Raw genomic sequence first — 17253 nt, 5'->3', positions numbered from 1 at the left:
ATTGCTTGCTAATCAAATAGGTTATTATTCGTTAATACTTGGAATGTTATTTTCATTTTTACTCTGCACAATAGCTATCCAAGACTTTAATAAAGTTAATAAAAAACTTAATGAAAACATAATAATCTTAACTTTCCTTCAGTTAACTTTTGTGATTGTAAGTTTTTTTAGTTTAATTTTATCTTTTATAAATTCAGATTTTAGCAATGAGACAGTTTTTAATAATTCACATACAACCAAACCATTATTTTATAAAATTTCTGGAACCTGGGGCAATCATGAAGGTAGTTTGTTATTATGGTTATTAGTTCTAGCTTTATTTATTTTTCTATTTTTACTAAAATCAAATTCACAACCAAAAAAATATAGAATATTAACTTTATTATTTCAGCAAATTATAATTATTGGATTTTTTTTATTTGTATTAACTACCTCAAATCCGTTTAATTATTTATTTCCAATTCCTAAAGAAGGCCTTGGTCTTAATCCAATATTGCAAGATCCGGCATTAGCAATACATCCTCCAATTTTATATTTAGGATATGTTGGTGCCTCTATAATATTTTCAGCCTCACTGGCAGCAGTTGCTCAAAATTATATTTCTCAAGAATGGGCACAGCACATAAAAAAATGGGTTTTAATATCTTGGATTTTTTTATCATTAGGAATTATGTTGGGTTCAATTTGGGCTTATTATGAATTAGGCTGGGGAGGTTTTTGGTTTTGGGATCCTGTTGAGAATGTTTCTTTAATGCCCTGGTTATCGTTAACAGCTCTTTTACATTGTATTGCGGTATTAGAAAGAAGAGCCACATTAACATCATGGGTAGTTGTGTTATCTATTACAACATTCACCTTAAGTATGTGTGGAACATTTTTAGTTAGATCTGGCTTACTAAATTCTGTGCATACTTTTGCAAACGACCCAGCAAGGGGAATTTTTATATTAATCTTCCTGTTTGTTTTAATAATCTTATCTTTGGGTGTATTTTTTATTTTTCATAAAGATAATAATGTTAATCAAAATAATTTTTTTTGGCTTAGTAGAGAAACATCCATTTTAATAAATAATTGGTTTATGATGTACTTTTTGTCTGTTGTTTTAATAGGTACAGTTTATCCAATTTTTTTAGATGTTATTTCATCAGAAAAAATTTCTGTAGGACCTCCATTTTATCACAAACTCATAGCTCCATTTTTAATACCCTTTTTATTATTTATGGCCTTGGGGCCAAGACTTAAATGGATCAAGTCAAAAATTGAAAAGAAATATTCAATAATTATAATATTTATAATTTCAATAATTTTAACGTTTTTTATAATCAAAAATCTAACAACAAATATTCTTTTCTATACTCTTTTATTATCAGCTGCTTTTTTTCTTTTTTTCACAACTCTTAAAGAATTTTTGACTAAAAAATTAAATAATAGTTCACAAACAATTGCCCACTTTGGTTTTAGTTTATTAATATTGAGTATTTTATTTAATGGCATCTTATCATCAGAGGTGATTACCAATATGAAGATAGGTGAAAAATTTAAATTTGGAAAAGGAGAAATTTTTTTTAAAAAGATTGAAGAAAGAAGAGAGAGTAATTTTAATTCAATTATTGCTTTTTTTGAAATTAAAGATCTGGAGGGAAATGTTGTTGAATTAGAACCAGAGATAAGAGTTTATAATCAACCTCTAATGGTTACTAGCGAGGCAGATATAAAAACAACATTATTGGAAGATAAATTTATAGTCATGAATCTTGTTAAAGGTAATGAATATTTTAATGTTAGATATCAATCAAAACCATTTATGGTATGGATTTGGATTTCTGTCTTTTTATTAGGTCTTGGTGGAACGATAGGTTTATTTAAAACTAGGACATGAAAAAAAAAATAACTATATTAATTACAGGCGTAGTTTTAAGTTTTTGTTTTATAATTTTTTACAAAGGATTAAATAATCCAAATACTTATGCACCAAAAACTAGCATTAAAAAAGATATTCCAATTTTTAATGCAGTAGATTTCTTTTCAAAAAAAACTGTTAGTTCAGATGAAATTTTTAAAGATAATACTTATTATATTGTAAATATTTGGGCATCTTGGTGTGTGCCTTGTAGAGCAGAACACCCTCTTTTAATGCAATTAAATGGAAATCATTCAGTTAAACTAATTGGTTTAAATTACAGGGATAGTTTTAATAATGCAAAAAATTTTATTGATGAATTTGGAAATCCCTATTCAAGAATTTTAATTGATAAAGATGGTGCTTTAGGTGTTGAATTTGGTGCTTTCGGTGTCCCGGAAACCTTTTTAATAGATAGAAATAAAAAAATAATAAAGAAATTTATTGGCCCAATTGATCAAGAAGCTGTAAATAAAATTAAGTTAATGATTAAATGAAAATTTTTAAGATATTTATAATACTTTTATTAATTACAAATTTTTCAGAGTTAAAATCTGAAGAAAAAAGTGATATCTTAAAAAATAAAATATTAAAAAATATCCGTTGTTTGATTTGTCAGGGTCAGTCTGTATACGACTCCGAGTCAGAATTTGCATCTAGTATAAAATTAATTGTTGATAGAAAAATTAATGAAGGACTAAAAGAAGAGTCTATATATGAATTTTTAAGAGAAAAGTATGGTGATTGGATAGTTTACGATCCACAATTAAATAAAAATACTTATATATTGTGGTTATTACCGTTATTGTTATTTTTGTTAGGTGGTGCAATAATGAGAAAAAAAATTAAAATTTAAAAACTAAATATTTATGAAGCTAAAAAAACTATATTTATTGTTATCCTTGTTGCTTTTTTTTACTCCAGCAAAGAGTGAAACAGAGTTCAGCTTCTATGCCGGCACCTTTGATACCATAGATAAAGAAGGCGATGATGAGGCAACTCTATATGGTTTTGAACATAATAATCCAATATTATTCAGAGATACGTTTATTGGAAAATTTTCTCCGATTACAGGTGGATTTGTTACAGATAAAAGTTCAATTTATTTGTACACTGGGGTTCAAGCTGAATATGAGTTGGGTCCTTTAAATATTGTACCCAGTTTTGCACCTGGTTATTACGAGCAAGGTGATGGAAAAGATTTAGGAATGGCTCTAGAGTTTAAAAGTGAATTAAAATTTAGTTTAGATATTTTTAAAGAATCTAAAATAGGATACTCTTATAGTCATATTTCAAACAATGACTGGGGAGACAAAAACCCTGGTGTAGATAATCAAACAATTTCATTTTCAAAAATTTTTTAATTTAATGAAGTTAAATGATTGTTATAATTTTAATGACTTTAGAAAATTAGCTAAAAAAAAATTACCTTCACCTATATTTCATTATATTGATGGTGGTGCAGATGATGAGCAAACATTAAGAAGAAACACAGAATCTTTTAATGATTGTGATTTAGTTCCTAATATACTTGCTAGCGTTGGTAAGCCTGATCTTTCAGCGACTGTTTTTGGTAAAAAGATTAATATGCCTATCTTTCTTTCCCCAACTGCAATGCAAAGACTTTATCATCATGATGGCGACAAAGCATCTGCTAGAGCTGCTGAAAAATTTGGTACTTTTTATAGCATGTCAACTATGGCTAATAATACAATTGAAGAGATTGCAGAAATCTCAAATGGTCCAAAATTGTTCCAACTTTATGTTCATAAAGATCAATCAATAACGGATGATTTAATTGATAGATGTAAAATATCTGGCTTTGACGGCATGTGTTTAACAGTAGATACTTTAGTTGCTGGAAATAGAGAAAAAGATCATAGAACTGGATTTACCACTCCTCCAAAACTTACCCTTCAAAGTTTAATTAGTTTTGCAATGAGGCCTGAGTGGGTATTTAATTATTTTACTCATAAAAAATTTGAATTATCTAATGTTAAAAACAAAACAGACAAAGGTACCAATATTTCAAAGTCTGTAATTGAATATATTAATGAACAATATGATCCAGCTATGAATTGGAAAGACGCTGAATATTGTGTGAAAAAATGGAATGGTCCATTTGCACTTAAGGGCGTGATGTCAGTTGAGGATGCAAAAAAAGCTATAGATATAGGATGCTCAGCAATTATGATTTCAAACCATGGCGGTAGACAACTAGATGGTTCAAGGTCGCCTTTTGACCAAGTTAGTGCAATTCGAGAGGCTGTTGGAGATAAATTAGAGATCATATTAGATGGTGGAGTAAGACGTGGAACTCATGTTTTAAAAGCTTTAGCAGCTGGTGCAACAGCTTGTAGTTTTGGAAAAATGTTTTTATTTGCATTAAGTGCAGGAGGTCAACCAGGTGTTGAACGTCTATTGCAAAACATGCATGATGAAATTAATAGGAATATGGTATTAATGGGCTGTAAGACCCTGAAAGAATTAGATGCGTCAAAATTAATCTATAGAAAATAGTTATTACTTATCAAAAGTATATATAAAAAAAATAAATTAAATTATAAAATATTAATATTAGAATTAAATTATTATGAAATTAGCAAAAAATTTAGAGAGATTAGGAACTGAGTCTGCATTTAGTGTTTTGGCTGAAGCTAAGGCTTTAGAGGCTAAAGGAAATCCAATGATTCATTTAGGGTTAGGTCAGCCTGATTTTAAAACACCCCAACACGTAGTAGATGCTGCAAAAAAAGCTTTAGATGATGGTCACCACGGATATGTAATGTCCAACGGTATTCCAGAATGTAGACAAGCTGTAACAAGATGGATTAAAAAACGTTATAGTGTTGATGTAGATTTTGAAAGAATTTTAATCATGCCAGGTGGAAAACCTACGATGAGTTATGCCATTCAATGTTTTGGAGAACCAGGTGCTGAAATAATTCACCCTACACCTGCCTTTCCAATATATGAGTCAATGATTAATTATACTGGATCAACATCTGTACCTTATGATTTAACTGAAGATAAGGATCTTAAATTTAATCCAGAAAAAATTTTATCACTAATCACTGATAAAACTAGATTGTTAGTATTAATTAACCCAAACAATCCAACGGGTAGCTTTGTGGAAAAAGCGGATATTGATGTATTGGCTGAAGGTCTTAAAAAACATCCACACGTAACTATATTAAGTGATGAAATTTACAGTAGACAGATTTTTGATAATAAAGAAATGCCATCATTTTTTAATTATCCAGAGTTAAGAGAAAGACTGATTGTATTAGAAGGTTGGAGCAAAGCATATTCGATGACGGGATGGAGACTAGGATGGAGTTTTTGGCCCAAGGAATTAATTTCACATGTTAATAAGCTTTTAATTAATAGTGTATCGTGTGTAAACGCAGCAGCTCAATTTGCAGGAATTGCAGCATTGGATGGTCCAGATGATTCAATTAATGAAATGATGGTAAAGTTTACACAGAGAAGAAAACTAATTCATGAAGGTTTAAATAGTTTGCCAGGTATAGAATGTAGCCTTCCAGGAGGAGCTTTTTATGCATTTCCAAAGGTAATTGGAACGGGAATGAATGGCTCAGAATTTGCAAAAAAATGTATGCATGAAGCAGGAGTAGCAATAGTTCCAGGAACAGCTTTTGGTAAAACTTGCCAAGATTACGTAAGATTTAGCTTTGCAGCCTCAGAAGATAACATATCTAACGCATTGGAAAATATCAAAAAAATGCTAGGCTAAGACTAATGAGTGAATTAGTTCTGCCAAAGATAGATAAAGCAACGATAAATAAAAAAGAATATATCTTTAAAAATCTTGCAAAAATTATAAATCCAGAAAATGTTTTAAGTCATGCTGATGACGTTAAGCCATATGAAACTGATGCATTAGCGGCTTATACGCAGACACCACTTGCTGTTGTGATGCCAGAAAATACTGAAGAAGTAAGTAACATTTTAAAGTTTTGTTACAAAGAAAATATTAAAGTTGTACCAAGGGGAGCTGGCACTGGCCTTTCAGGTGGTGCACTACCTTTAAATGATGCAATTTTATTAAGTCTTGGGAAATTTAATAAAATTATAGAAATTGATTTTGAAAATAAATGTGTAGTAACCCAACCTGGTGTAACAAATCTAGGAATTACTCATGCTGTCCAACATAAAAATTTTTACTATGCACCAGATCCATCAAGTCAGCTTGCATGTTCAATAGGTGGTAATGTTGCTGAAAATTCAGGAGGTGTTCACTCTTTAAAATATGGAACAACAACTAATAATATTTTAGGTGTTGAAATGGTAATGATGGATGGAACGGTTTGTAGAGTTGGTGGAAAAACTCTTGATCAAGAAGGATATGATTTGATGGGATTAATTTGTGGTTCAGAAGGATTATTAGGAGTGATTACTGAAGTGACAGTTAAAATTTTAAAAAATCCTCAAGTAGTTAAAGCAGCGTTAATAGGATTTCCAACAATTGAAGAAGGTGGAAACGCAGCATCAGAAATAATTTCAAGTGGAATTGTTCCGGCGGGCATGGAAATAATGGATAAAGCTTTAATAGAGGCAACAGATAATTTTAGTAAAGCAGGTTACCCACGAGATGCAGAGCTTTTATTAATTGTAGAATTAGATGGAACTGAGTCTGAAGTAGATGAATTATTAAAACAAGTAAGAACTATTTGCGAAAAAAATAATTGCTCAAGTTTAAAATTTAGCAAAAATGAAAAAGAAAGACTATCATTTTGGGCAGGTAGAAAAGCAGCTTTTCCAGCATGTGGAGCTATGGCACCAGATTATTATTGTATGGACGGATCCATACCAAGAGGAAAACTAGCAGAAGCTTTACTTGAAATAAAAAAACTTTCTGAAAAATATGAGTTGCCAGTAGCAAATTGTTTTCATGCGGGAGACGGAAATTTACACCCGCTAATAATGTTTGATGGGGGTGATAAAGAACAATTAAGAAAAACTGAAGAATTTGGAGCTGAAATACTAAAAGCCTGTGTAAGGTTAGGAGGAGTTATAACTGGAGAACATGGGGTCGGAATTGAAAAAAGAGAACTAATGTGTGAGATGTTTAATAATACAGATATTCAACAACAATTAGATATTAAAAAATCGTTAGATGAAAAAAATTTGTTAAATCCTGGAAAGGTTTATCCAATATTAAGAAAATGTGCAGAGGAAGGAAGGGTACATGTCCACAGAAATGAAGAAAAATTCCCAGATCTTCCAAGATTCTAACAACATCTATTATCCAGAAGATGAGCTGCAAGTTTCAAATCTAGTTCAGGAGCTTTATAAAAAAAACCAACCAACAGAAATAATTGGCACAGGCTCAAAAAATTTTATTGGTAACAGAATACAATCTGCAAAAAAACTATCTATGTCTAAATTGTCAGGTGTAATTGAGTATTTGCCTGAAGAACTTTATATTAAAGTTAAAGCTAACACGCCATTAGAGTTAGTTGAAAAGGAGTTGGAAAAAAACAATCAAGAATTGGCTTTTGAGCCTATTGATTTTGGATTTATTGAAAATGGAAAATCAAATAAGGGAACTATAGCAGGTCATTTAGCTTGTAATTTTGCTGGCTCTCGAAGATTTAAAGTCGGAAGTTTAAGAGACCATATATTAGGTTTTAGAGGTGTAAATGGTAAGGGAGATATAATTAAATCAGGCGGAACAGTTGTAAAAAATGTTACAGGTTATGATTTATCAAAGCTAGTTACAGGATCTTTTGGAACTTTAGTAGCATTAACTGAAATAACATTAAAGGTTCTACCTAAAAAAAAATTATCTAATACAATTACAATTTATACTGATGATAAAAAATTAGTTAAAGATTTATTCGAAAAAATTTCTGGCTCAAGTAGCGAAGTCTCAGGAGCTGTTTATATTCCTGAAGAACCCAAAGACGAAAATTATGACCAAAATAAAGAAATGGTTTTTAAATTTAATGATTTAAAATATAAAGGATCATTTTTAGCGTTAAGAATAGAAGGAGATAAAATCTCAATAGAAGAAAAATTAAAAGCTTTAACAATTGAACTTGAGCTTAGTAATTTGAATACAATAATTTTGGATGTTCATCAATCAATACCATTTTGGAAAAAAATAAACAATCTTGAGATATTTAAACAAACAAAAAATAACCTCTTAAGAGTAGTAGTGCCTCCTTCAAAAGGCCCTAAGTTGATGCAATTTCTAGGCAATAAGTATAAATATTACATTGATTGGTGTGGCTCATTATATTGGATAGAGGTTCAATCAAAGAAGAGCTCTAAGGTAAGCGATATTAAAAAATTAACAAAGGAATTAGGTGGCTATTTAACTATCATAAAGACATCGGAAGAATATGATTACGAAGAAACGATTTTTACAGTAGACGATACAAGACTTTTAATATCAGAAAAGATCAAAAAAAGTTTTGATCCTAAAAGAATTTTTAATCCGGGAAAAATGTATAGAGGAATTTAATGCAAACAAACTTTACTGAAAAACAATTAAAAGACAGTGATAATACGGCAACAGAAAAAATTTTTAAAAAGTGTGTTCATTGTGGTTTTTGCAATGCAACTTGTCCAACTCATCAAATATTTGGTGATGAATTAGATGGGCCTCGGGGAAGAATTTATTTAATTAAGGATATGTTGGAAAATCAAAAAAAACCAACAGCAAAAACGGTAAAACACATAGATAGATGTTTGTCTTGCTATAGCTGCATGACCACTTGTCCTGCTGGAGTAAATTATATGCACATCATTGATCATGGAAAAAAATATATTGAAAAAAACTATGAAAGATCTTTTTTTGATAGAACAATTAGGAACTTTTTATCAGTAGTGTTACCGAATACTGGATACTTTAGATTAGCAAGTTATATGGTTAAATTAGCTAAACCTTTTCAATTTTTAATGCCATTAAAAATAAAAGATATGATGAACTTGATGCCAACAAGTTTTCCCAAAAAAACCTTAAAACAAAAAGAAATTTATCCTGTGGCTAAAAATAAGAAAGTTGCAAGAGTTGCGCTTTTAACTGGTTGTGTGCAGAAAGAAATTTCTCCTCAAATTAATGAGGCCACGATTAGACTTTTAAATAGACATGGAGTTGAAGTAATTGTTCCTAAAAAGATTAGATGTTGTGGATCTTTAAATCACCACTTAGGCAAAGAAGATGATGCTCACCAGGATTTTATAAATAATATCAATACTTGGTATGACGAACATCAAAAAGGAAATTTAGACGCTATTTTATCTAATACTTCTGGATGTGGAACTACCATGAAAGACTATGGTTTCATTTTTAGAGATGATGAAAATATGAAAAAAAAAGCTAGAGTAATTTCTGATTTAACCAAAGATGTCACTGAATATTTAAATACAAATTTAAAATTAAATTTTAGCTCTAAAGAAAAGAAGTACAAAATTGCCTATCATTCAGCTTGTTCAATGCAACATGGACAAAAAGTACACAGTCAACCCATGTCATTACTTTCAAAAACAAATAATGAAATTATGGAAATTCCAGAAGGACACATCTGTTGCGGATCTGCTGGTACTTATAATATTTTGCAGACTGAAATTGCAAAAGAATTATTAAGTAAAAAAGTAAAAAATATTGAAAGTTTAAAACCTGATTTTATATCAACTGGAAATATTGGTTGTATTACTCAAATTTCTAATGGAACGAAAACTCCAATTTTACATACCATTGAGATATTAGATTGGTATACTGGTGGCCCAAAACCAAAAATATTACAAAAAAATTAACTATGAAAAAAATTATAATTACAAGAAGGTTATTAAAAGAGTCTGAAGATAAAGCATCAAAAATATTTGATGCAAAATTTAATAGCAATGATGAATTATACTCTCAATCAAAACTAATTGAATTGAGCAAAGGACAAGATGCAATCCTAACTTCTTTAACTGATAAGATGGATGAAGAAACTATAAACAAACTGCCAGATAGTATTAAGATAATTTCTAATTTTGCAGTTGGTTTTGGAAATATTGATTTAGAAGCAGCCAAAAAAAGAGGAATAGCTGTAACTAATACACCAGAGGTTTTATCTGATGCCACAGCTGAGATTGGAATCTTATTAATACTTGGAGCATGTAGAAGAGTGCCAGAGGGCATTCAGGCTGCAAAAGAAAGTAGCTGGAAATGGTCAGCAGATTATTTGATAGGAAAACAGTTAACTGGTACGAGGCTTGGAATTTTAGGAATGGGGAGAATAGGTCAAAAGATTGCAAAAATTGCAAAATCTTTAGGAATGATTATTCATTATCACAACAGATCAAAACTAAGTGACGAAAAAGAACAGGGTGCGATTTATCATGATAGCATTAAAAGTCTTTTTGGAGTTTCAGATGTATTGTCAATTTGTTGTCCCGCAACAAAAGAAACAGAAAATTTAATTAATAAAGAAACATTAGAATATTTTCCAACAGGTGCAGTTATAACAAATGTAGCTCGTGGAGATATTGTTGAAGATGAAGCTTTAATAGATGCATTAAATAGAAGAAAAATTTATGCAGCAGGACTTGATGTTTATAAGGGTGAACCAAATTTAAATCCGGGCTATCTGAAGATTAAAAGTGTTTTTATTTTGCCTCACCTTGGTAGTGCCACTAAGCACACAAGAATTGCTATGGCTAATCTAGCTATAGACAATATTGATGAGTTTTTCAAAACAGGAAACTGTAAAAATAAAGTAAATTAATTTTTGGATATCAAGTTAATATAATACAATTTTAAGTTGTACTGTTATTGTCGCAAGAAGATTTTTCATCATAAAAACATAATTTTATAAAGCCGTTCAAAGTCTACTATTCTTTAGACTCTGATTACGAATGTGATTAAGATACTCGCAGTTAATTAACTAATAATCAAAGGAGAAATAATGATTAAAGAAAAAAAATCATTGAAGAGCTCAAATTCTTCAAGACGTAAGTTCTTTAAGACTGCTGCTAAAGCTGGTGCTGTAGCTGCAACAGCTGTTGCAATGCCTAATATTGCAACTGCAGACGGACACGTTACATTAAAAATGCAAGCTGCTTGGCCTTCAGGCGCAAACATTTTTTTTGAAATGGCGCAAGACTACTGTAACATGGTTAGCGATATGTCTGGAGGATCACTTAAAATTGATCTTCAGCCTGTAAACGCAATTGTTAAAACTTCAGAAATCGGAGCGGCGGTAAGCGATGGAATCGTTGATATGGGTCACTGGGTGACTGCATATTGGTATGGTAAAAACGCTGCAGCTTCACTTTTTGGAACTGGTCCTTCATACGGAATGTCATCTCAAGAAGTTATGGGATGGATGGAGTATGGTGGAGGAAGAAAATTATATGAAGAAGCAGTAGCTAGTGTTGGATATAACTATACTGGATTCTTTCATATGCCTATGCCAGCACAACCTTTTGGTTGGTTCAAAAAGAACGTAACTAAAGTATCTGATGTTAAAGGTATGAAGTATAGAACAGTTGGTCTAGCGACTAACGTTTTAACTGCTATGGGAATGGTCGTAAGACAATTACCAGGTGGTGAGATCCAACCAGCAATGAAAACTGGTTTGATTGATGCTGCTGAGTTTAACAACCCAACATCAGACTCACAGTTTGGAATGCAAGATGTCTCTAAACACTATCACTTAGGAAGTTTCCATCAATCTCAAGAGATGTTTGAAATTCCTATGAACACTAAGAGACTGAAAAGCCTTTCACCTGCTCATCAAGCTATCTTGAAGAACGCTGCTTATGCTGCTAACTCAGATAACTACTTCAAAGCACTTGTTAGATACTCTGACAGTTTAGCTGATTTGATGAATACACATAAGGTTAACGTTTACCAAACATCTGATGCCATTTTAGCTGAACAGTTAAAAGGTTGGGATAAAGTTGTTGGAGAATTCTCAGGAAAAGATGCATTCTTCAAAAAAGTGGTAGACTCTCAAAAAGCATACGCTAAGAAAGTAATGAAGTACTTGCTGATGAATCAGCCTAATTACAAACTAGCTTATGAAAATGAGTTTGGACCAATTGGAAAAGTTAAAATCTAATTAACTTTTTAACAATTTAAGAAGGGGGTTTCGGCCCCCTTTTTTTTGTAGTACAGTTTTTAACAAAATTAGAGTATCCTATTCAAATCATGATGAGAGCCTACATAAAATTAGCTGACACATTAAGTACCTCAATAGGTAAGGCTTTTTCTTGGTGTATTGTTATTTTAATGGGTGGAACTTGTTATGAAGTTATGATGGCCTATGTATTTAATAAGCCAACACTTTGGAATTTTGACTTTAGTATGCAGATGTATGGCGCGATATTGATGATGTCAGGTGCTTATTGTTTAGCAACAGAATCTCATGTTAGAGGAGATGTAATTTACAGATTATTTAAACCAAGAACACAAGGTTATATTGATTTAGTACTTTATTTTATTTTCTTTTTTCCTGGTGTCGTATCTTTAGCATTTTATGGTTATGAATATGCTGCACTTGCTTGGAAGATAAAAGAGACTAGTTGGAGTAGCCCGGCGCAAATTAATATTTATATGGTAAAATCTTTAATACCTGCCGCGGGAGTATTTTTGGTTATTCAGGGAATAGCTGAAGTATTTAGAGCAATTATTTGTATTAAAACTGGACATTGGCCAGCAAGAATGGTTGTTGCTGAAGAGACAGAGCAAATTTTAATGAGAACAGCACAAGACGAGGATCAAAGAGATGTTATTTAGTTTAACAAATCCAGAAGTAGCTATCTTCATGATGGGATTATTTTTATTTGCAGTGCTATTAGGTTTTCCAATTGCCTTCACTTTAATGGCAATGGGAATAGGTTTTGGGTATTATGCTTATTACGATCCTGCTTTAATGGATCATGTATTTGATAATAGGATATTTTCTTTATTTGTAAAAAACACATACACCGTTATGGATAATAACGTGCTCACCGCTGTACCACTGTTTTTATTCATGGGATATTTAGTTGAAAGAGCTGGCATTGTAGCAAAATTATTTTTTGCAATAAGACTTGCAGCTCATAGATTACCAGCTTCAATGGCAGTAGCCGCTCTAATAACATGTACTTTGTTTTCTACGGCAACAGGAATTATTGGTGCGGTTGTAACCCTAATGGGTCTACTTGCTTGGCCTGCGATGGTTAAGGCAGGATATGATAAAAAATTTGCTTCAGGAGTAATTTGTGCAGGCGGATGTTTGGGTATTTTAATACCACCTAGTATTATGTTAATTGTTTATTCAGTAATAGCCCAGTTATCTCCTTTGAGATTATTTGCGGCAGCAATTTTTCCAGGACTTTTACTTGCAGGACTTTATATAGCTTACGCTGTGGGTAGAGCTTGGCTCCAACCATCAATTGCACCTAAGCCAAGAGCAGAAGATATTCCACCACGAGCTGAAATTTTAAAAGAAGTATTAGTTTCTTTCGTCCCTCTTTTTGGATTAATTATGTTGGTTCTTGGAACAATCTTAGCGGGTATAGCAACGCCGGCAGAGGCCGCAGCAGCAGGAGCATTTGGTGCAATATTGTTATCATGGTTTTACAAAACACTTAAATGGCAAAGTTTTAAAGAGTCTGTTTTTCTAACTGCAAAAACTACAGCTATGATTATGTGGTTATTTATTGGTTCTTGGACTTTTTCTTCTGTATTTTCTTATCTAGGTGGCCATGAAATTTTTGAACATTTCTTTACATCAATAAATATAAATACATGGCAATTTTTAATTATCACACAAATTATTATTTTTCTTTTAGGATGGCCGTTAGAATGGACTGAAATCTTAATTATATTTGTTCCAATATTTTTACCGCTTCTAGAGGTATTTGATGTTAATCCATATTTCTTTGCAATGTTAATTGCTCTTAATTTACAAACATCTTTCTTAACTCCTCCAATGGCAATGTCAGCTTATTATTTAAAGGGCGTTCAAAAGAAAAATGTTGAATTGATGGAAATATTTGCAGGAATTATGCCATTCTTGGGTATAGTAATATTTGCTATGTTTCTTATGTATATGTTTCCAGGCATTGCCTTATGGTTGCCAGAAACGTTATTTGCAAATTAGACAAACTAAATGTTAAATATTTTTACACTCACAGCCAATAAATTGGCTGAACATTTAAAATCAGGTCAATTATCTTCAGTTGAAGTTTGTACACAATATATTGAGAGAATTGAAAAATTTGAAAAAGATGTAAAGGCGTGGCAATATTTTGATAAAAAAAAGCTTTTAGAAAAAGCTGTAGAGGCAGATGAGTATAGAAAATCAGGTAAACCACTAGGCTCATTACATGGCTTACCAATTGCGGTTAAAGATATAATTGGCACATTTGAAATGCCTACTGAATGTGGTTCTCCCTTAAGAAAAAAAATGCCTAGCTCACAAGATTCAGAGATAGTTAATTTACTTAAGATTGAAGGAGCGATAGTGATGGGTAAAACTGTAACCACAGAACTTGCATATTTCCATCCTGGAAAAACTACCAATCCACACGACAACACAAGAACGCCAGGGGGATCATCAAGTGGTTCAGCAGCTGTCATTGCAGCACATATGGCGCCCCTATCAATTGGAACCCAAACTAACGGCTCAGTTATTAGGCCCGCTTCTTACTGTGGGGTTGTAGGCTATAAGCCTTCTTATGGATTAATTTCAAGAAGTGGAGTTATGAGACAGTCTGATAAATTAGATCACATCGGAGTTTTTGGAAAAACGGTTGAAGATGTTGCCTTGTTTGCAAAATCATTAATTAAAAAAGATTTATATGATCCATCAACTATTCATTATGCTGCAGATGAAATGTTAAATGTTTGTAAAAAGGGTCCAATATATGAGCCAAAGTTTATTTTTTACAAAACTAAAAATTGGAAAAATATTGATAAAGAGTCCCAAAAATCTTTTGATTTCTTTATAAAAACTTTTAGTAAAAATATTGAGGTCTTTGATACCCCATCTTATTTTGATGACATTCCAAAATATCATAAAATAATTCATGAAACTGATATGGCAAATAATTTTCAAGGTTATTATAAAAAATCTAAAAAATTTCTTTCTAAAGAGATGGTTAGTGCAATTGAAAGAGGACTAAAATACTCAGCAAAAGAATATGCTGAAGCAATAGACTTTATGAAAAGAAGCTACGAGTCTTATAAAGAGGTTTTTGAAGATTTTCATGGAGTATTAACTCCGTCATCGTCTGGCGTTGCTCCAAAGGGTTTAAAGAGCACAGGTAGCCCAGAATTCTCAACTATTTGGACATATATGGGTTTGCCGTCTATCTCATTACCTTTACTTATCGGTGCAAATAATTTACCATTAGGAATTCAATTAGTTGGAGACAAGTTAGATGACCTAAGATTTCTTGGTGTAGCTAATTGGTTAGAAAAAAATTGTAAAAAATATGCTAAATAAAATATCAACATTTTTAGGATCGTGTCTTGCAACAATATTTCTTATTGGACTTGCAACAACCTTAACTAGATCTTCTATGATTGGTTTTTGGGACGTGTTACCCGTATATATCTTAATGGCTCTAGCAATTGGAATGATGATTTACGAAGCTTATTTCGATAAAAAATAAATCAAATTTTTAGTGAATAATTCAAAGAATAATTATTTACCTTTTTTATTACTTTTCATTCAACCTATTTTTATGGCAAGCAATCTAATCGTTGCAAGAGGTGGAGTTGAATATGTGCCTCCAATTTCTCTAGCATTTTGGCGGTGGACTGCTGTATTCTTAATATTATTACCTTTTACCTATAGCTCTCTTAAAAAAAACTTTAAATTTGTAAAACAAGAATACAAAAAAATATTCTTTATTGGGTCAATGGGGTGTGGTGTTTGTGGCGCCTTTCCATTTTTAGCAGGCCAAACAACAACCGTTACAAACATGGGAATTATATATTCCTCATCACCAATATTTATAATTTTAATTTCAAGTATTTTTTTTAAAGAGAAAATAAATTTTTTAAGAATTGTAGGTCTAGTTTCTTGTTTAGTTGGGGTTTTTGCTATTATTATTAAAGGTGACTTATCTTTATTAATTAGCTTAAAATTTACAATTGGTGACCTCTGGATGTTAGCTTCTGCAATAGGTTGGGCCCTTTATTCAATTTATTTATTTTATTGGAAAACAAATTTAAAAATTTTTGATAGATTTACATTGATTGCATTTTTTGGTGTAGTTAGTTTATTTCCATTTTATTTGATTGAAGAAATTTTTTTTGTTAAAACAATTTTTAATGAAGACTTTTTCATTTGGGTTTTATTTGCTGCTATTTCCCCAGGAATAATAGCTTTTACATTATATACCATGGCACAAAAAAAACTTGGGGCCTCCATAACAGGTTTTACACTTTATATCTTTACAGTTTATAGTGCCATTTATGGAGTGCTATTTTTTAAAGAACAGCTTGAATATTATCACTATCTAGGAACAGCCTTAGTTTTTGGTGGTGTTTATTTAGTTAAAAAAAAAAATAAATATGAAAAAAAAACTTAAAGAGTATTTATTGAAGTTAATTTTAATTATACCAATAGCTTACTTTTCTTTACTCTTTATTATATTTATATTTCAACGAAATTTATTATATCATCCAAAAGAAAATAACTATTCTGGCGATGAATTAAAAGTTAAAATAGAAAAAGTAAAGATTGAGACAGGTGATAATATTGAATTACTCGGATGGTTTCATGAAAAAGATCTTATAAATTTTAAAACTCTGGTTTTCTTTCATGGCAATGCGGGAACATTAGAAAATAGAATACATAAAATTAATCATTTTAAAGAAATGAATATAAATTTTCTAATCATTTCCTGGAGAGGATTTAGTGGAAACTTAGGCAAACCATCAGAAAAAGGATTATATGAAGATGGCGAGAGTGCAATTAATTGGTTAAAAGGAAAAGGACTTAAAGATAATGACATTATTCTTTATGGTGAGTCATTAGGCACTGGAATTGCAACTCATGTTGCTCAAAAGCGTAAATTTGCAGGTATTATATTAGAATCTCCATTTACATCTATGGTTGATGCAGCAAAAAATGTATATCCATATTTTCCAATCAGATTTTTACTTAAAGATAAATACGAAAGTGACAAAAAAATTAAAAATTTTAAGTCTCCAATTCTGATTATGCATGGAGAAGCAGATAAAATAGTGCCATTCTGGATGGGTAAAAAAATGTATGAATTAGCAAATGAACCAAAGTATTCTTACTTTTCCGAAAAAGATAATCACATGATGGAATACAACAAAAAAATGATAGTAGTTTTGAAGGAATATTTAAAGAGTTTAAATTAAG

The 17253-nt window shown here is 31.1% G+C and carries 17 protein-coding genes; all 17 read left to right on the top strand.

What is annotated here, in order from left to right; all coding sequences use genetic code 11:
- Position 1: 1 nt before the first annotated feature.
- The 17 genes from AC5SL1_RS06055 (at position 2) to AC5SL1_RS05975 (ending at position 17252) form a co-directional block, all read left to right on the top strand.
- Positions 2-1879 carry a heme lyase CcmF/NrfE family subunit gene (locus AC5SL1_RS06055; RefSeq protein ID WP_494599468.1) on the top strand — a complete coding sequence of 626 codons (1878 nt, stop codon included), beginning with the start codon at positions 2-4 and terminating at the stop codon, positions 1877-1879.
- A complete protein-coding gene (locus AC5SL1_RS06050) occupies positions 1876-2397 on the top strand; it encodes a redoxin family protein (RefSeq protein ID WP_494599467.1) in 522 nt (173 codons plus the stop codon). Before AC5SL1_RS06055 ends, AC5SL1_RS06050 begins: the two co-directional genes overlap by 4 nt.
- Positions 2394-2756, top strand: coding sequence for a cytochrome c-type biogenesis protein (locus AC5SL1_RS06045; RefSeq protein WP_494599466.1), 363 nt, complete (start codon positions 2394-2396; stop codon positions 2754-2756). Before AC5SL1_RS06050 ends, AC5SL1_RS06045 begins: the two co-directional genes overlap by 4 nt.
- 13 nt (positions 2757-2769) lie before the next feature.
- The gene (locus tag AC5SL1_RS06040) at positions 2770-3264 is read left to right on the top strand and encodes an acyloxyacyl hydrolase (RefSeq protein WP_494599465.1); all 495 of its coding nucleotides are present in this window, start codon (positions 2770-2772) and stop codon (positions 3262-3264) included.
- A 4-nt stretch (positions 3265-3268) separates the two neighbouring features.
- On the top strand, positions 3269-4420 hold the full coding sequence (locus tag AC5SL1_RS06035; RefSeq protein ID WP_494579696.1) for an alpha-hydroxy acid oxidase: 1152 nt from the start codon (positions 3269-3271) through the stop codon (positions 4418-4420).
- 73 nt (positions 4421-4493) lie between these two features.
- Positions 4494-5657 carry a pyridoxal phosphate-dependent aminotransferase gene (locus AC5SL1_RS06030; protein ID WP_494599464.1) on the top strand — a complete coding sequence of 388 codons (1164 nt, stop codon included), beginning with the start codon at positions 4494-4496 and terminating at the stop codon, positions 5655-5657.
- Positions 5658-5662: 5 nt separating this feature from the next.
- Entirely contained in the window at positions 5663-7159 is a 1497-nt protein-coding gene (locus AC5SL1_RS06025; RefSeq protein WP_494573060.1) for an FAD-linked oxidase C-terminal domain-containing protein, read from the top strand.
- Positions 7125-8393, top strand: coding sequence for an FAD-binding protein (locus AC5SL1_RS06020; RefSeq protein ID WP_494599463.1), 1269 nt, complete (start codon positions 7125-7127; stop codon positions 8391-8393). The genes AC5SL1_RS06025 and AC5SL1_RS06020 overlap by 35 nt, the downstream gene beginning before the upstream one ends.
- Positions 8393-9688: a glycolate oxidase subunit GlcF gene (glcF, locus tag AC5SL1_RS06015; RefSeq protein ID WP_494599462.1), complete on the top strand. Its 1296-nt coding sequence runs from the start codon at positions 8393-8395 to the stop codon at positions 9686-9688. The genes AC5SL1_RS06020 and glcF overlap by 1 nt, the downstream gene beginning before the upstream one ends.
- 2 nt (positions 9689-9690) lie before the next feature.
- Entirely contained in the window at positions 9691-10644 is a 954-nt protein-coding gene (locus AC5SL1_RS06010; RefSeq protein WP_494586477.1) for a 2-hydroxyacid dehydrogenase, read from the top strand.
- Between the two features lie 180 nt (positions 10645-10824).
- The gene (locus AC5SL1_RS06005; RefSeq protein WP_494579688.1) at positions 10825-11982 is read left to right on the top strand and encodes a TRAP transporter substrate-binding protein; all 1158 of its coding nucleotides are present in this window, start codon (positions 10825-10827) and stop codon (positions 11980-11982) included.
- Between the two features lie 92 nt (positions 11983-12074).
- Positions 12075-12659: a TRAP transporter small permease subunit gene (locus AC5SL1_RS06000; protein WP_494600297.1), complete on the top strand. Its 585-nt coding sequence runs from the start codon at positions 12075-12077 to the stop codon at positions 12657-12659.
- Entirely contained in the window at positions 12649-14010 is a 1362-nt protein-coding gene (locus AC5SL1_RS05995; RefSeq protein WP_494579684.1) for a TRAP transporter large permease, read from the top strand. The genes AC5SL1_RS06000 and AC5SL1_RS05995 overlap by 11 nt, the downstream gene beginning before the upstream one ends.
- 9 nt (positions 14011-14019) lie before the next feature.
- Positions 14020-15357, top strand: a complete 1338-nt coding sequence (locus AC5SL1_RS05990; RefSeq protein WP_494579683.1) for an amidase — start codon at positions 14020-14022, stop codon at positions 15355-15357.
- Positions 15347-15526 (top strand): hypothetical protein, encoded by a 180-nt coding sequence (locus tag AC5SL1_RS05985; RefSeq protein WP_494573053.1) that lies wholly within the window; start codon positions 15347-15349, stop codon positions 15524-15526. The genes AC5SL1_RS05990 and AC5SL1_RS05985 overlap by 11 nt, the downstream gene beginning before the upstream one ends.
- Before the next feature lie 12 nt (positions 15527-15538).
- Positions 15539-16450, top strand: a complete 912-nt coding sequence (locus AC5SL1_RS05980; RefSeq protein WP_494599461.1) for a DMT family transporter — start codon at positions 15539-15541, stop codon at positions 16448-16450.
- Positions 16434-17252, top strand: coding sequence for an alpha/beta hydrolase (locus AC5SL1_RS05975; protein ID WP_494599460.1), 819 nt, complete (start codon positions 16434-16436; stop codon positions 17250-17252). The genes AC5SL1_RS05980 and AC5SL1_RS05975 overlap by 17 nt, the downstream gene beginning before the upstream one ends.
- The last annotated feature ends 1 nt before the right edge of the window (position 17253 follow it).

The sequence above is a fragment of the Candidatus Pelagibacter sp. PS_10_02 genome (assembly GCF_059418005.1).
Note: the sequence above shows the minus strand (reverse complement) of the source record. Positions and strands in the feature narration are given on the sequence as shown.

Excerpts from the sequence above, each read along its gene's own strand:
- AC5SL1_RS06050 (WP_494599467.1), top strand. The coding sequence starts at position 1,876 with ATGAAAAAAAAAATAACTATATTAATTACAGGCGTAGTTTTAAGTTTT.
- AC5SL1_RS06045 (WP_494599466.1), top strand. The coding sequence starts at position 2,394 with ATGAAAATTTTTAAGATATTTATAATACTTTTATTAATTACAAATTTT.
- AC5SL1_RS06040 (WP_494599465.1), top strand. The coding sequence starts at position 2,770 with ATGAAGCTAAAAAAACTATATTTATTGTTATCCTTGTTGCTTTTTTTT.
- AC5SL1_RS06035 (WP_494579696.1), top strand. The coding sequence starts at position 3,269 with ATGAAGTTAAATGATTGTTATAATTTTAATGACTTTAGAAAATTAGCT.
- AC5SL1_RS06030 (WP_494599464.1), top strand. The coding sequence starts at position 4,494 with ATGAAATTAGCAAAAAATTTAGAGAGATTAGGAACTGAGTCTGCATTT.
- AC5SL1_RS06025 (WP_494573060.1), top strand. The coding sequence starts at position 5,663 with ATGAGTGAATTAGTTCTGCCAAAGATAGATAAAGCAACGATAAATAAA.
- AC5SL1_RS06020 (WP_494599463.1), top strand. The coding sequence starts at position 7,125 with ATGAAGAAAAATTCCCAGATCTTCCAAGATTCTAACAACATCTATTAT.
- glcF (WP_494599462.1), top strand. The coding sequence starts at position 8,393 with ATGCAAACAAACTTTACTGAAAAACAATTAAAAGACAGTGATAATACG.
- AC5SL1_RS06010 (WP_494586477.1), top strand. The coding sequence starts at position 9,691 with ATGAAAAAAATTATAATTACAAGAAGGTTATTAAAAGAGTCTGAAGAT.
- AC5SL1_RS06005 (WP_494579688.1), top strand. The coding sequence starts at position 10,825 with ATGATTAAAGAAAAAAAATCATTGAAGAGCTCAAATTCTTCAAGACGT.
- AC5SL1_RS06000 (WP_494600297.1), top strand. The coding sequence starts at position 12,075 with ATGAGAGCCTACATAAAATTAGCTGACACATTAAGTACCTCAATAGGT.
- AC5SL1_RS05995 (WP_494579684.1), top strand. The coding sequence starts at position 12,649 with ATGTTATTTAGTTTAACAAATCCAGAAGTAGCTATCTTCATGATGGGA.
- AC5SL1_RS05990 (WP_494579683.1), top strand. The coding sequence starts at position 14,020 with ATGTTAAATATTTTTACACTCACAGCCAATAAATTGGCTGAACATTTA.
- AC5SL1_RS05985 (WP_494573053.1), top strand. The coding sequence starts at position 15,347 with ATGCTAAATAAAATATCAACATTTTTAGGATCGTGTCTTGCAACAATA.
- AC5SL1_RS05975 (WP_494599460.1), top strand. The coding sequence starts at position 16,434 with ATGAAAAAAAAACTTAAAGAGTATTTATTGAAGTTAATTTTAATTATA.